Genomic DNA, 15,590 nt, shown 5'->3' with positions numbered 1-15,590 from the left:
GAGCTTATTTAACCTGAATCCTGTTTAAGGAATGGTGCAACTGCTTGTTTCATCTGCTTTAACTTAATTTTAACACTCAGTGCTGCTAGAATTGTGAAGAACAAGGCGTAAAAGTCACGTAATAGTCATTCTATTACTTACTTTTACAACGCAGTAATTCGCAATTCTAGCGGTACTGAGCGCCGTTTCTTAAACAGGATTCAGGTTATTTATTCTCCGATATGCGTCGAGTTTTTTCTTAGCACGCCGATACCCTAGACATCTTTTTGTGTATTTATAACGAGTGCTAGATGAAACAAAGCATCACGACGCCAGCACTTCTGCTGTGTTTATTGGGCGCCGTCGTCTATTCGGTTATGTCGCTCAATGCTGAACCTGATTTTGCAAGAGCCTCTAATTTCACCTCCAGCGATGCAAGTGAACCTACTTCATCTCTTGGTTACCCGCACGAGTCCATCGACAAACATCCAGCGGTAAAGCAATCAGGCGAAGTTACAGTATCGCGCACCAGCCGATCTGGCCAATCGCTCTCATCCACTACTGGTCTCCCTATAAGACTGAAGGTGGTTGGGATTCGCAGCAAAAACGAACCGTTGGCGCTTATAGAATCTCAAGGTCTTGTGGAAGAGTTTATGATCGGAGAGCTTCTATTTAACTGGCCGATACAGCTTATTGAGATTAGCGATAGCTTTGTAGTTGTTGGTTATGAGAGCGAAGAATATTCATTTAACTTAATTGGGCCTAATCTGCTTTCCAAGAAGAATGAGGAGCTTGAACCCGACCCAATGCAGATGACTGCGCAACAAATTGGCACACGCCCTAAAATAATCGAACATATAGTCACTTTAATTCCCACGGACTTTATTGCTGATGGCATGCTAGCAAGCGTTGGGATGAATCCGCAGCTGTTCAAACAAATTGGTTTGCAAGAAGACGACGTTATTAAAAAAATTAATGGCAAGCAAATTACGAATCAGGAAGATTTTGCGGAGCTACAGCGAACCATTCAATATGCAGACACATTGGTTTTTGAAATTGAAAGAAAAGGTAGGCCACTGACATTGTATTTAGACATACCGTCTGAAGAACTCACCATCAGCAGATAGAGCTTTGTTAAAGCGCGCTCCAAAATTTAGATATAAAAAAAGCGCTGGGCATGTACCAAGCGCTTTTCTATTGTTACTAAATACTTACGCGATTTTAGATGCGCGCTTTTTCCACTACGTCTACTAGTTTCCAAGTTTTGCTTTTGGAAACCGGACGCGTTTCAGTAATAGTAACGATATCGCCTTCATTACACACGTTGGCTTCATCATGTGCATGCATCTTAGTAGAACGCTTAATAAACTTCCCATAGATCGGGTGCTTAACAAAACGCTCAACTACAACAGTGATGGTTTTATCCATCTTGTTGCTTGATACACGGCCTTGAAGGGTACGGATTTTTTGTTCGCTCATACTTAATTCGCTCCCGTTCCGGCGTCAGCCTTTTGAGTTAAAATAGTTTTAACACGTGCGATGCTGCGACGTACTGTTTTCAGTTGGTCAGTTTTTTCAAGCTGGCCAGTAGAATGTTGCATACGAAGATTAAATTGCTCTTTAAGCAAGCTTAAAAGCTCTTCATTTAGCTCATCTACGCTTTTTTCTCTAAGTTCAGTCGCGTTCATTACATCACCGTCCGAGTTACAAAGGTTGTCTTAAACGGCAATTTAGCTGCTGCCAACTCAAAGGCTTCACGTGCAAGAGACTCAGGAACACCCTCCATCTCATACAAAACACGTCCTGGTTGAATCTGGCAAACCCAATATTCAACGTTACCTTTACCTTTACCTTGACGAACTTCTAAAGGCTTTTGAGTAATTGGCTTGTCAGGGAAAACTCGAATCCAAATTTTACCTTGACGCTTAACGTGACGAGTCATAGCTCGACGTGCCGCTTCAATTTGGCGAGCCGTCATACGACCACGACCAATAGCTTTTAGGCCAAATGTGCCGAAGCTTACTTTGCTACCCGCAACAGCAAGACCACGGTTACGACCTTTATGCATTTTACGAAATTTCGTACGCTTTGGTTGTAACATGATTAGCCCTCTCGCTTAGCGCTTCGGCCTTTCTTCTTAGGTGCTTGAGCTTGCTGCTCTTGTTCAAGTGGCAAGCCACCTAATACTTCACCTTTGAAGATCCAGACTTTTACGCCAATGATCCCGTAAGTAGTCAAAGCTTCAGATGTCGCGTAGTCGATATCAGCACGGAATGTGTGCAAAGGTACACGACCTTCACGATACCATTCGCTACGTGCGATTTCAGCGCCACCTAAACGGCCACTTACTTCAACTTTAATTCCTAATGCACCTAAACGCATTGCGTTTTGAACCGCACGCTTCATAGCGCGACGGAACATAACACGACGTTCTAACTGGCTGGAGATTGAATCCCCAACAAGCTGCGCATCAAGTTCAGGCTTACGTACTTCCGCAATATTCACTTGAGCTGGCACGCCGGCAAGCTTAGTGATGTGATTGCGAAGTTTCTCTACGTCTTCACCTTTTTTACCAATAACCACACCAGGACGAGCAGTGTGAATTGTCACACGAATACTCTTTGCTGGGCGCTCAATCACAATCTTAGACAAAGAAGCGTTTTTCAGCTCTTTAGTCAGATATTGACGCACTTTATGGTCGTTATATAAATTGTCGGCATACTCTGCAGTATTTGCGTACCAGGTCGATGTCCATGGCTTGCTGATACCCAGGCGTATACCGGTAGGATGAACCTTCTGTCCCATTATCTACTCCTAGTTATCCGCCACAACCACAGTGATGTGACTGCTACGCTTAAAAATACGATCAGCACGGCCTTTCGCACGTGTTTTGATACGCTTCATAGTTGGGCCTTCGTCAACGAAAATCTTGGCTACTGACAATTCGTCAATATCCGCGCCTTCGTTGTTTTCAGCATTGGCAATCGCTGATTCAAGAACTTTCTTGACAAGCGCTGCACTTTTCTTGGGGCTATATTGTAAAAGCTCTAAAGCTTTTTCAACGTGCATCCCACGAATTTGATCTGCAACTAAGCGTGCTTTTTGAGCCGACGTGCGAGCAAAACGGTGTTTAGCTAATGCTTCCATTTCTATCTCCTTAACGTTTGGCTTTCTTATCCGCGACATGGCCACGGTAAGTACGCGTAGGCGCAAATTCGCCCAATTTATGGCCAACCATTTCGTCACTGACATATACAGGAACGTGTTGTCGACCGTTATGAACCGCAATGGTCAACCCAATCATATCTGGGATGATCATAGAACGACGAGACCAAGTTTTAATTGGCTTCTTGTCGCCTTTTTCCACTGCAGCCTCTACCTTCTTCAGCAAGTGCAGGTCAATAAATGGACCTTTCTTGAGAGAACGTGGCATGGTGAATCCTCGCTTTTACTTGTTTCGACGACGTACGATAAGTTTATCAGTACGCTTGTTGCTTCGGGTTTTCTTACCTTTGGTAGGAACACCCCAAGGTGTTACTGGATGGCGACCACCAGATGTACGACCTTCACCACCACCGTGTGGGTGATCAACCGGGTTCATGGCAACACCACGAACAGTTGGGCGAATTCCGCGCCAGCGGCTAGCACCGGCTTTACCTAGTGAACGAAGCATATGCTCAGCATTACCTACTTCACCGATAGTAGCACGGCAGTCAGCTAATACTTTGCGCACTTCACCTGAGCGTAAACGAAGCGTCACATAAGTGCCTTCACGCGCTAGAATCTGTGCATAGTTACCAGCAGAACGTGCAATTTGAGCACCTTTGCCAGGCTTCATCTCAATCGCGTGTACTGTTGTACCTACCGGGATATTGCGCATTTCCATCGCATTACCAGGTTTAATAGGTGCACCAGAACCAGATTGGATAGCGTTGCCAGCTTGCGCGCCTTTCGGAGCCAAGATGTAACGACGCTCACCGTCTGCGTAAAGCACAAGTGCAATGTTTGCAGAGCGGTTTGGATCATATTCTAAACGCTCAATTTTGGCAGGAATGCCGTCTTTGTTGCGTTTAAAGTCAATAACACGATAGTGATGCTTGTGCCCACCACCGATATGACGAACTGTGATACGACCGTTGTTGTTACGACCACCGCTCTTGCTGTTTTTCTCTAGCAAGGGAGCGTGAGGTGCACCTTTATGTAGGTCAGGATTAATTACCTGAACAACGTGACGACGACCAGCAGAAGTAGGTTTAGCTTTCAATAATGGCATGTCTAATCCCCTTACTCAGCGGCACCGACGAAGTCGATGTCTTGGCCTTCTTTAAGTGAAACGTAAGCTTTTTTCCAGTCGCTACGCTTGCCAAAGTTTTGGCCATAACGCTTGGTTTTTCCTTTACAGTTCACGGTGCGCACATTATCTACTTCCACTTCAAACAAAAGCTCAACTGCTGCTTTGATTTCGGCTTTGTTAGCGTCTGTGCTTACTTTGAAGACGAAGGTGTTAGCACCTTCTGCTGCTAAAGTCGCTTTTTCAGATACGTGAGGTGCAACCAGCACTTTTAATAAACGCTCTTGGTTCATGCTAAGGCCTCCTCAAGTGCTTTCACTGCGTCGGCGGTCATCAATACTTTCTCAAAAGCAATCAAACTTACCGGGTCAATGCCTTGAACATCACGCACGTCTACCTTGTAAAGATTGCGCGAAGATAAGAATAAATTCTCATCTAATTCGCTCGTTACAATTAGCACGTCCTTCAATTCTAGGTCGTTTAGTTTGCCAAGAAGCTCTTTCGTTTTTGGTGCGTCTACACCAAACTTCTCAACAACAACCAAACGGTCTTGACGTACCAACTCAGACAAAATGCTTTTAATCGCACCACGGTACATCTTTTTATTTACTTTTTGCTCGAAGTTACGAGGCTTCGCTGCGAATGCGCGACCACCACCAACCCAAATTGGGCTTCGGATGGTACCAGCACGTGCACGGCCTGTACCTTTTTGACGCCATGGCTTCTTGCCACCACCACGCACTTCTGAACGAGTCTTCTGCGCTTTGGTACCTTGACGAGCACCTGCTCCATAAGCCACTACGACTTGATGAACCAACGCTTCGTTAAACTCTTGGCCAAAAGTGGCGTCTGATACTTCAAGAGCGCTTTTCGCGTCTTTCAATGTTAATTCCATCAGTTCACTCCCACTTACGCTTTAACAGCTGGCTTGACGATAACATCGCTGCCAGTTGCGCCAGGCACAGCACCTTTGATTAATAGAAGGTTGTTCTCAGCATCTACGCGAACCACTTCTAAAGACTGGGTAGTCACACGCTTATTGCCAAGCTGACCTGCCATTTTCTTGCCTTTAAAAACTTTACCTGGCGATTGGTTTTGACCAATTGAACCAGGGGCTCTGTGAGATAGCGAGTTACCGTGCGTCATGCGCTGTGAACTGAAGTTCCAGCGTTTGATTGCACCTTGGAAACCTTTACCTTTTGATGTACCTGCTACGTCTACTTTTTTGGTATCGCTGAAAATTTCGACAGTGATTTCACTGCCCACTTCAATATCGCTACCTTCACCGTCTTCTAAACGGAACTCCCATAAACCACGGCCTGCTTCAACGCCTGCTTTTGCAAAGTGACCAGCAGAAGCCTTATTGACGCGATTTGCTTTTTTGGTGCCCGCGGTTACTTGAAGTGCACGATAACCGTCCGCTTCTGAAGTACGTAACTGGGTCACGCGGTTAGGGGTCGCTTCGATAACAGTCACAGGGATAGATACGCCGTCTTCTGTGAAGATGCGAGTCATGCCCACTTTACGACCGATAAGACCAATCGACATTGTTATTACCCTCTTCTATTTAGCTCTAACAGCGTTAGCCCAGAGAAATCTGAACATCAACGCCGGCGGCCAAGTCCAATCTCATCAACGCGTCAACTGTTTTATCAGTTGGTTCAATGATGTCTACTAAACGCTTGTGTGTGCGGATTTCGTATTGATCACGCGCGTCTTTGTTTACGTGCGGAGAAATCAGCACAGTGTAACGCTCTTTGCGGGTAGGAAGAGGAATAGGTCCGCTTACCTGAGCACCCGTGCGCTTAGCTGTTTCAACGATTTCCGCTGTAGACTGATCGATCAACTTGTGATCAAACGCTTTTAAACGAATACGAATTCTTTGATTTGGCATCGATTAAGCTCCAATCGAAAGAACAAAAAAATTCATCTCTTCACGCTTTTCTTTCTTATTTGAAAGTGAGCTGAAAAGATGTGCGTAAACCGATGACTCCCAATCGGAGTCCTGTTCATACTAGTGTGTGCTGGACTTAAGGTTACAAGTCTGAGCAAAGCTTCTTGCCCGCACGCGGTGTTATCTAAAGGAGTGACAGCTGTAAAAGCGCACTGATTGACCTAGAAAAACACCCACTAACCACGCCCATTTGCATCTAAATTTGATTAGTTGCTTTGGACAGTGGGCGCGAATTATACATGTATCTGCTTAGTTGGCAAGGCTTTTAATGACTTTTATCCACCTCTATTAGCTGGTGCTCAGCTTACGTAATCACATCATTTGAAAGTGCCAGCGATAAAGCTATTGAAATAGCCAGTCTTCATCGAGCATCCAGACATGAGGATATTGTTTTTGCTCAAGCACTTCTCGTAAAGATGCCAAGTCAGTCGCTTCTCCTTTTAGCAAGCTTAGTTTTGCTCTTATTAATTGAATGCCTGCTGCCGACTGCCCTAGCGTGTCGCCTGTGCTTACGCCAAGCTCTACGCCCTCAATAAGAGATTGTGCTAATTGCGGTTGCCCCGCTTTTCGATAGCATGCCGCTTTATTCAAGGCATCAGAATAACCTTCAATAAGGTGAGAAAATTTGTATTGAACAGGCGCTTCAATCTCGTCACTACGGCGATAGTATTCAAACATCTGGTCACAATCACCGTTGGCATATGCTAAAAGCGCTAAAGAGCGCATTAAATGAGCCGTAGCGCTCGTACTCTCTTGATCAAGCGCTTGCAACTCTTCCATAAATGCATCTTTTTGCCCCATCTGCCACTGCAACCATGCGTATGAGCTTAAAAACGAAAAGTTAGCACGATGCTCTTGAAACAACTGCCCATAATAGCGGTTTGCCAATGACAAATCGTTTTGCCACCAAGCGTGAAAGCCTTGGTTGAGGATAACCCAAAAGTCGCTTAGCGCTGCACGAGTGCTTAACATATCTTCAAAGGTTTGTTGCGCATCCTGATGCTGAGAAATAAGACGTTGTATGAAAGCAAGTTCTAAGTGACAGTCATCGTAATTAAGCACAAAGCCTACACAACGCTTTAATTGCTTTATGGCTTTGCTTACCTCTCCTAACTCGAAGTAAATATCACCTACCTGGAAATTCGGCACCGCCGCTAAGGGGTGTATCTGTAGTGACTTTAAGCTTTGCTCAAGCGCAAGCTCGTATTCGCCTTGCATACTATATAAATGAGATAAATTTGCGCGCGCAAGATATAAGTCAGAATCGAGCACTAAGGCTTGCGAAAAATAGTCAATCGCCTTTTTAAATTGACGGTTGTACATAGCAAATATTCCCTGTACCGCATAAGTTGAGGGATTATCTGGCGCTAGCATCTTTGCTCGTTCAATTAGAGGCTTAGCGTTGGCATTGGCTTCATCTAAGGACAAGCTGTTTGTGCCATACAACAATAAATAAGCGGTCGCTAGGTCTAAGTATGCACTGGCGTAATTTGGATCAAATTCTATGGCTAATTGAAAATGAACAATTGCTTGTTTGTAGGCCTTCACTGTCGCTTCGTTATTTAGCGCACGCCCCTTCAATAAATTCTCGAAGGCTTGTGGATTGCTTGAGCGATAATATGTAGTGCTTTCAGTCAGCAACATGGGCTCGGTGTCCATCGTTTTGTGCACTTCAAGTAATATATCGTCTTGTAAAGTAAATACCGAATCTGAGTTTGCAGTGAAAGTGGACGACCAGCGCTCGTTACCCAGTTCGTCATACAAGACAACGTCAATATAAGTAGTATCTGATTCTTTATATACATTTCCGTCAAGCACAAAGTCGACGCTCAAAAGATCACTGACCTCTCTGGCATCTCGTGTGCGCGACACGATGTCTTTGGTACTGCGCTGATCCATCACCAACAAATCTTCGCTTCCCGAAAATTGCGCAATAAGCTCGTTACTTAATCCCATTGCTAGATATGAAAGCTCTGAGACATCTTTTTGTGTCTTAAAAGGCAGCACCGCAAGACTTTCTTTGGCAACGATATTCCTGTCAATTTCGTTGCTGCCAATAGGGCCTACTGAAGATATGAGACCGACAACGACAATTAGGGCGGCAAAGGCGGCTACCAGCCGGATTTTAGAATTTGAACGAGCACTTTCATGCAAACGACTGCCACCAGTATTATCATGTAACATAGGTAGCGATGAATTTTTAGAATCGCTTTGTGCAGAATGCTGAGATAAATCGGGCGCTGGTGTTGGTTCAATAGCAAATTCCACCGGCGAAACAAGCTGATATCCTCGCTTGGGCCTGGTGACAATATATTTGTTTTTATCGTCAGGGCACAAGTATTTGCGCAAAGATGCAATCACATTGTTTAAGGCATAATCGGTGACGAAGCGTCCATTCCATACGCTTTCCATAATTGATTCGCGGGACACGACATCGCCCTGAGCTTTTGCGAGGAGCTGCAATACTTCCATCGCTTTAGGCTCTACGTGAGTCTCACCATCGTCGTTAAAAATACAGGAAGCCTTAACGTCAACGCGCCAATCGCCTACTGTAAAATCGAACTTCCGTGCTTCCATTATGCATTGACTGTTTTTTATACTGTGAAAGAGACCATAGATAATAAGGCGCTATTGCGTCAAGCAAAAATAAAAAAAACCGCCCCCCAGCGTCTGTAAACAGGCTTAGGGGGCGGTAAACGTCATGGGAACGTTTTACCTAGAAGGCGCTTAAATCAAAAGCGCCGCGGTGTGAATACTATTCGTAGATGCTTGCAGCCTTCTCATGGGACAACGGTTGCAGTAATTTCAGAGAAGTTACTGGCGGTACTAAACCCCGGGGGCGTCTGCACAGAGATATTTGTAGTGCCTGGCGCGATTGGAGTGAATGTGCTCTGCACGGATGCCGAGCCTCCAATAAAGTCAAGCGATGTATCGCTAAGCGTACCCACGCTATTGTCCGAGTTTAATAAATCTACCGTTACATCCAAACCGGCTCTTACACTCTGAGCGGCTTGAATATTAAGAGTTGTTGGATTAAGCCTGAAAGACTGCACTCGAATAGCTCGAGGCGTGGTCGTAGTGATAAAATCACTTGGCGTTGAAATGATGAAACCTGCAGGCTCTACTGAAACGTTTGATATGTCGCTAGTATAGCCCGGTGCCGACGCAGTCAGTTGCGTTGTCCCTATATCAATGCCTTGCACAAACAGTGTGCCGACAAAGGTTGAAGTGACATTGCTAAAGGTAATCGTATTTGTGCCTGCGGTGGTGATATTGTCACTGATTACCGCAATGGCGCCTGCCGAAACGCTCACCGTTACATCGACTGGACTAGGTGGCGCGGCGTCAAGCGTAATACCTAAACCTTGCTGTAAGTCTTTTCCAACAGTCACATCACTTATCAATATGCTGGGTGCGCTCACATTTGCATCAATAGATGTGAACCTTGATGGCGTACTAAAGCCTGTTGGCTGAGTAACAGCAACGGTCGTAGTACCCGAGGCGATAGGTGAAAAGCCTGTACTTAAGGTTACATCATTACCCGAAAACGTGACCGGAGATGTCGTAATCACACCCACCGTTGGATCGTCTACAACAAGCGGCACATCAACACTGAACCCTGCCCTGAGCGCTTGCTGCTGTACGATGGCTAAAGTAGTAGAGTTCAATAAGTAGGCAGATAGGCGAACGTTTGTATCGGGGCTAAACACCGTGGTATTGATACTAGAGGGCGAGGCAATAATAAAGCCTGAATCACTCACCGTAACCGTTACCGTGATAGGCGTATAGTTAGTCGACGTGAAGCTAATATCCGATGTACCTTTGCTTAAACCTTGAAGAACATAGCTGCCAACGAATGTGCTCGCGCTGTTTAGAGTGATACTTGAACTGCCTGCCACAGTGGGATCAGTGCTTAGCACAACCACACTTGGATTACTTGAGGAGATGATTAAATCTTGTGCGGAAGGCGGTGCTGAGCTGAAGCTCACAGAGGCTGTGCGCTGCAGATTCTGACCAATTTCTGTGGTGCTGGAGATGCCCGGTGTTATGGTAGGTGCTGTCACCACAATCGGTATAGACTGGAAGTTTGCCGGCGTATCAAAACCTGACGGCGTAGTAAGCGATAGTGTCGCGCTGCCTGCGTTTTGAGGGTCAAACTCCACGCTTACACTAACGTCACCTCCGACGAAATCAGCAGTCAGCGGAATAATCTCTCCTACGCTTGTGTCATCCAAACTGAAACCAACACTGGCCGATTGTCCAGCACGCAGCTCTTGACGTTGAGCAATGGCGTTGCTGGCGTTTAGCATATAGGAGGTTAGTGTAATAGTGCGGTTCACAGCAAATACATCTGTTGTGATGGTCGAAGGACTACTAATAATAAATCCGCTGTTTTGAACCGTCACCGTCGCATTCGCTGAGCTATAACCATCGGCAGAAACAGTAATGGTTGCGCTACCTTTACTGACACCTTGAATGAATACTGTGCCACCAAAGGCCGTTGTAACGTTAGTAAACGTGGTGCTTGCGCTGCCCGTTGTTTCACTCGCATTGCTGACAACAAGAACACTCGGATCGCTACTGGTCACGGTTACCTCCACAGGCCCTGGCGGTGCTACACCCAAAGAAATTCCTTGCCCACGCTGCAGATTTTGACCAACGCTAGTGTCACTAAATAGTATTTGTGCACCATTGACCGTTGCCTCTATAGACTGAAAGACAGTCGCCGTATCAAGCTCACTAACACTCCCGACCGCAATGTCCGTCGTTCCTACTGAGATAGGGTCAAATTCAACCGAAGCAAGTGATTCACCTCCTGTGAAATCAGCGGTTGTTGCAGTCAATACGCCAACACTGGTATCGCTACTGGTAATTGGCACCGACACTGAAATACCGCCGCGAAGTGCTTGTATTGTGCTTAGCGTGCCATCTGCTTGCAAACGATATAAGCGAAGACTCACCGTAGAATTACTTGAAAATGGTGTTGTGCTTATGCTCGAGGGAGAATTGATGATCGCGCCCGATTGCACCAAAGTAATCGTGCTTGTGCTTGCGGTGTAGCTGTCTGCTGTTGCCGTAATCGTTGCGCTGCCCGATGATGCCAGTCCTTGCACATAAAATACGGGAACAGAGGATGAACCTGCGTTTGCAGTAACGGTAATGCTTGTACTTCCTGCATCCGTTGGATTTTGTGCAAGCAAGACTAAGCTTGGGTTGTTACTCGTGATAGTAATATCTAGATTACCCGCAGGCGCAGGACTTTCAAGCGAGCCAGACAACAGTGCTTGTAAATTACGACCGATGCTTGCTGAGGCAGTTAAATTGATAGCAGGGCCACTGGATACTGTAACCGGCAAACTCGTTTCAGGAATGCCAGTTGCGCTGGCTAAAAGCTGCGCACTGCCTTGATCTATACCGCTTAATGAGACAACCGCCGTCAATTGACCTTGAGCAACGGTAACGCTAGCAGGTACTGTGAAAATTGCGGTATCACTTGACGATAAGTCAACTATCACGCCTCCTGCTGGCGCGGGAGCACTGAGACGTATGGTGACATCGCTGCTTTCGCCTTGTGCAATATTAACAGGGTTTGGCTCAAAGCTAAGGGATGCGACCACTTCAGCAGCAGCGCTGTCTGGCGCATAGCCTGTCGCGGTGGCTGTAATTGTTGCGCTGCCCAAAGCGACGCCACTCACAACAGGATTAGCACTGGGTACTAAAGCCCCTTCGGCGATGGTAACCGAGCTACTCACCGTTGCCACACTCTCATCGCTGCTGATTAAACTAATCACCACGCCACCTGACGGTGCCGGAGACGAAATACTTAACGCTAGATCGGTCATCTCACCCGGTGCAATTTCAGATAGCTCGCCTAAACTAATCAGGTCGCTAGAGACTGTTACAGCAACTGCAGCATTAGCTAAACCAGGTGCACTGGCGGTTAATGTTGCACTACCCAGCGCAATACCTGAGACAGTGAAGCTGGCGATAAACTCACCCTCAGGAACGACAAAGCTACCAGGATTTACATCAGCCACTCCCAAATCAGACGATGCCAAGCTTATTTCAAGACCTCCGGAAGGCGCCGCAGAGCTTAAACTTACCTCCACATCACTTGTGCGACCTACCCCAATTAAGTTACTACTAATTGTAATGCTCAACTCAATGTCAGCAGGCTCGGCAGTAACGGTGATGCTATCGGTGCTCGAGTCCTCTTCACCATCATTAACGATAAGTTCAATAATGTAGTCACCTTCAGCATCTGCCGTAAAGCTAGGCGCGACTGAATCTGCATTGCTCAGGGCTGCAACGCTTGTTGCAGGTGCAGAAGCAATGGTCCACGAATAAGTGATTGCATCTCCATCTGGGTCGCTCGATCCACTTCCATTGAGAATGACATTATCGCCAACGGTGACCGATTGATTGTTTCCTGCATCGGCGACTGGCGGCTGATTTTCGGTTTGAATAACCACTGTATCCAGCGCACTTAATGCGCCATCATCCACGCTTACTTGTACAACATAAGTGCCAGCAACATCTGCGATGAAATCACTTGTGACCGTATCTACGGAGCTTAAGCTGGCAGTTGAGCTGGGCGGTCTTGAGGTGATTGACCATGCGTAGTTTAGTGTATCGCCGTCTGCATCAAAGCTTGCACTGGCGTCTAATGCCACTGTATCGCCTACCTCTGCGGTCCTATCAGGACCTGCGTCAGCGACCGGACGGGTGTTTGTGGTACTTAGGATCACAGAATCTGGTGCGCTGTCCGTTGTGCCATCATTGACAATAAGTTGTATCACATATTCGCCCGCCACATCGATACCGATACTGGGCATCTGTGCATTGACATCGCTTAAAGATGTAGCGCTCCCCGCTGGCTGGCTGGTAATGGACCACACAAAGCTGAGTGGGTCGCCATCTGGGTCCGAACTTGCGCTTGCATTCAGTACTGCGGTATCACCAACATTAACATCTTGGTCCATACCCGCGTTGGCAACAGGTGGCGAGTTTAAGGTATTGATTGATACCGTGTCGGGTAGACTATCTACTGAGCCATCATTGACAATCAACTGCGCGATATAGCTACCTGATACGTCCACATCGAAACTTGGCATAGCAGACGACGGGTCGCTTAAGCTCGCCGCGCTGCCGAAAGGACGAGTAGTGAGTGACCATGCGTAGCTCAAAGGGTCGCCATCTGCATCGCTTGATGCGCTGCCGTTTAAAGTAACAGTATCACCAATAAAAGGGGTTAGATCAGCGCCTGCATCAGCAATAGGCGCGGTATTAGTTGTTGAAATACTGACCACATCCGCTAAGGAGTCAATATCACCGTCATTTACAATTAATTGCACCTGATAGTTCCCTGAAAGGTCTATTGTAATGCTCGGCATGCTTGAAACAGGGTCGCTTAAAACGGCGGTGCTCCCCACGGGAGCGGATAATATGCTCCAGCTGTAGCTCAAACTATCGCCATCCACATCAGATGATGCTGTACCGTCAAGGCTAAGCGTGTCTCCAACGTTAGCGCTGATATCGTCTCCCGCATTTGCCACAGGCGCTGAATTTTGAGTGGTAATTAAAACGATGTCAGGGGCGCTATCAACACTGCCATCATTTACAATAAGAGAGACTTCGTAGGTGCCAGCAGCATCCACCAAAAAGCTTGGGGATACCGAATCTTCATCCAACAAGACGGCGCTACTTGCATCCGGCTGACTCACAAAGCGCCAGCTAAAAGTCAAAGTATCACCATTAACATCAGATGATGCGGAGCCGTCTAACATGACAATATCGTTCACCAACGGACTTTGGTCAGCGCCAGCGTCGGCGACTGGGGCTGAGTTTTCGGTGCTGATAATGACTGAATCTGGTGCACTGTCTACCGTGGCGTCATTAACAACAAGTTGTATTTCGTAATTGCCGCTTACATCAAGCGTAAAGCTAGGATTGACTGAACTAGGATCGCTTAAGGTGGCGCCAGAGCCGCTGGGTCTTTGAATGAATGACCAAGAATAGGTAATCGCATCCCCATCTGCATCAGAGCTGTTGGCTCCATTAAGGGTCACGCTTTCACCAACTAGAGCACTATCGTCCATACCGGCATCTGCAACCGGTGGCGTGTTGCCCGAGGGGGTAACGATGGCGCAACGTGCCAAGTTACACTGAGCTGAGCAAGCACGTCCGTCAAAAATAGTAATGACACCATCACCATCTTCATCTCTCGGATCGTCAGGACCAAGCGCAGACTGGCCTCTGGCTTGGAAAATCAAGCCTATGTCGTTTTTATCAACGTCGTTATCCTCATCAGCATCACACACCAGCGCGAACGCCGAAGGTGTCATGAATACTAAGAAAACGCTCAATAAGAGCGTGCGAGTAATGTTGTTCCATTTCATGATTTTTACTCCCGGGCGCTTGCGCGAAGCAGAATGATTAGGGCAATAGCAGATATCAGCAGACCCCATGCGGTAGGTGAAGGCACAGAGGTGGCTAGCGGTTCGATGTCGACGCTTACTTCACGACGCTCAAATACATCGTCAATTTGTTCAAAGTCCGCACCGATAAAACCCTGCCCGAGGCCGTCTGCACTGATTGAAAAGGACGTGGTGCCGGCCATTAGTGTTGAAAAACTCAAGCTAGCAAGCATAAAGCTTTCATCTGGATTATCACCGCTAGGCGCCATAAACTGTCTATCGCCTAACTCGGCATCACTTAAAAAAGACAATTCACTTAGATTGAGTGAGTTGCCACTTTGAATAACATCAGCGAACGAGAAGAAGTCATCATTGCCTAGAAAGTTAGAAAATGATGCGCTTACATAAGTGACCAATGTGCTGTCAAAACTCAGGTCAAAATCATATGCAGCAATCAAATCTGGGTTAAGGTCAGAAGCCCAGAACTCAATATCGATGGTGTCACCAACACTAACGGTACTCGGTGACGCTTGGATGGAAATCAATAAGGCTTTGGCGCTTTGCGAATGGAATAGCAAGCACAGTGCAACAAAGCAAAAACCAATACGAGATGATAATAAAGTCATATTTATGTCCCTTAAATATTGCATAAAATGTGGTTCGGTTAACGCTTGATCGGGCGTCTCATCAAAGGATTGATGTAAAGCTGGATCCGGCATTTTCGGCTTTTAGATACCATGGCAAAGCAAGCATCTTCGAGCGCGACAAGCTGGCGAACGTAAACTCGATTGAAGTATTGTGTTTGTGTGTATCACTTACCTGTGAAAAAAATAATAAAAATATAAGGAAAACATAAAGTATATGTAAATCAATTAGTTATTTTTAACATTCATATCAATTTATACGGTATGTTTGACACTTAGAGACGGCTCTGAGTGTGGCAATTCCA

The 15,590-nt window shown here is 46.4% G+C and carries 15 protein-coding genes; 1 reads left to right on the top strand and 14 read right to left on the bottom strand.

Annotated elements, in window-relative coordinates:
* The first annotated feature begins 290 nt into the window (after positions 1-290).
* On the top strand, positions 291-1,106 hold the full coding sequence (locus PN836_RS15545) for a hypothetical protein (RefSeq protein WP_395339942.1): 816 nt from the start codon (positions 291-293) through the stop codon (positions 1,104-1,106).
* Positions 1,107-1,200: 94 nt separating this feature from the next.
* Here PN836_RS15545 and rpsQ read toward each other — a convergent pair whose 3' ends face one another.
* The 14 genes from rpsQ to PN836_RS15475 all read right to left on the bottom strand — a co-directional run bounded on the left by rpsQ (position 1,201) and on the right by PN836_RS15475 (position 15,267).
* Positions 1,201-1,458, bottom strand: a complete 258-nt coding sequence (gene rpsQ, locus PN836_RS15540; protein WP_395339940.1) for a 30S ribosomal protein S17 — start codon at positions 1,456-1,458, stop codon at positions 1,201-1,203.
* 2 nt (positions 1,459-1,460) lie between these two features.
* Positions 1,461-1,667 carry a 50S ribosomal protein L29 gene (gene rpmC / locus PN836_RS15535; protein WP_395339937.1) on the bottom strand — a complete coding sequence of 69 codons (207 nt, stop codon included), beginning with the start codon at positions 1,665-1,667 and terminating at the stop codon, positions 1,461-1,463.
* Positions 1,667-2,080, bottom strand: coding sequence for a 50S ribosomal protein L16 (gene rplP, locus PN836_RS15530; RefSeq protein WP_395339934.1), 414 nt, complete (start codon positions 2,078-2,080; stop codon positions 1,667-1,669). Before rplP ends, rpmC begins: the two co-directional genes overlap by 1 nt.
* Positions 2,081-2,082: 2 nt before the next feature.
* On the bottom strand, positions 2,083-2,784 hold the full coding sequence (gene rpsC / locus PN836_RS15525; protein WP_395339931.1) for a 30S ribosomal protein S3: 702 nt from the start codon (positions 2,782-2,784) through the stop codon (positions 2,083-2,085).
* A gap of 9 nt (positions 2,785-2,793) precedes the next feature.
* Positions 2,794-3,126 carry a 50S ribosomal protein L22 gene (rplV, locus tag PN836_RS15520; RefSeq protein WP_395339930.1) on the bottom strand — a complete coding sequence of 111 codons (333 nt, stop codon included), beginning with the start codon at positions 3,124-3,126 and terminating at the stop codon, positions 2,794-2,796.
* Between the two features lie 10 nt (positions 3,127-3,136).
* A complete protein-coding gene (rpsS, locus tag PN836_RS15515; protein WP_284218686.1) occupies positions 3,137-3,412 on the bottom strand; it encodes a 30S ribosomal protein S19 in 276 nt (91 codons plus the stop codon).
* Between the two features lie 15 nt (positions 3,413-3,427).
* Complete coding sequence (rplB, locus tag PN836_RS15510; RefSeq protein ID WP_395339926.1) at positions 3,428-4,252, bottom strand: 50S ribosomal protein L2; 825 nt, start codon at positions 4,250-4,252, stop codon at positions 3,428-3,430.
* Positions 4,253-4,263: 11 nt separating this feature from the next.
* Positions 4,264-4,563, bottom strand: a complete 300-nt coding sequence (rplW, locus tag PN836_RS15505; protein WP_395339924.1) for a 50S ribosomal protein L23 — start codon at positions 4,561-4,563, stop codon at positions 4,264-4,266.
* Positions 4,560-5,165: a 50S ribosomal protein L4 gene (gene rplD / locus PN836_RS15500; RefSeq protein WP_395339921.1), complete on the bottom strand. Its 606-nt coding sequence runs from the start codon at positions 5,163-5,165 to the stop codon at positions 4,560-4,562. The genes rplW and rplD overlap by 4 nt, the downstream gene beginning before the upstream one ends.
* A 14-nt stretch (positions 5,166-5,179) precedes the next feature.
* A complete protein-coding gene (gene rplC, locus PN836_RS15495) occupies positions 5,180-5,818 on the bottom strand; it encodes a 50S ribosomal protein L3 (RefSeq protein ID WP_395339919.1) in 639 nt (212 codons plus the stop codon).
* Positions 5,819-5,852: 34 nt separating this feature from the next.
* Positions 5,853-6,164: a 30S ribosomal protein S10 gene (gene rpsJ, locus PN836_RS15490; protein WP_010179497.1), complete on the bottom strand. Its 312-nt coding sequence runs from the start codon at positions 6,162-6,164 to the stop codon at positions 5,853-5,855.
* A 402-nt stretch (positions 6,165-6,566) separates the two neighbouring features.
* Positions 6,567-8,801 carry a winged helix-turn-helix domain-containing protein gene (locus tag PN836_RS15485; RefSeq protein ID WP_395339912.1) on the bottom strand — a complete coding sequence of 745 codons (2,235 nt, stop codon included), beginning with the start codon at positions 8,799-8,801 and terminating at the stop codon, positions 6,567-6,569.
* Between the two features lie 203 nt (positions 8,802-9,004).
* On the bottom strand, positions 9,005-14,623 hold the full coding sequence (locus tag PN836_RS15480; RefSeq protein WP_395339910.1) for a PKD domain-containing protein: 5,619 nt from the start codon (positions 14,621-14,623) through the stop codon (positions 9,005-9,007).
* A 5-nt stretch (positions 14,624-14,628) separates the two neighbouring features.
* A complete protein-coding gene (locus tag PN836_RS15475; RefSeq protein WP_395339908.1) occupies positions 14,629-15,267 on the bottom strand; it encodes a cohesin domain-containing protein in 639 nt (212 codons plus the stop codon).
* Positions 15,268-15,590: the final 323 nt, after the last annotated feature.

The organism is Ningiella algicola (assembly GCF_028401415.2).
GTDB lineage: Bacteria > Pseudomonadota > Gammaproteobacteria > Enterobacterales > Alteromonadaceae > Glaciecola.
This window is presented reverse-complemented; position numbering and strand designations above follow the sequence as displayed.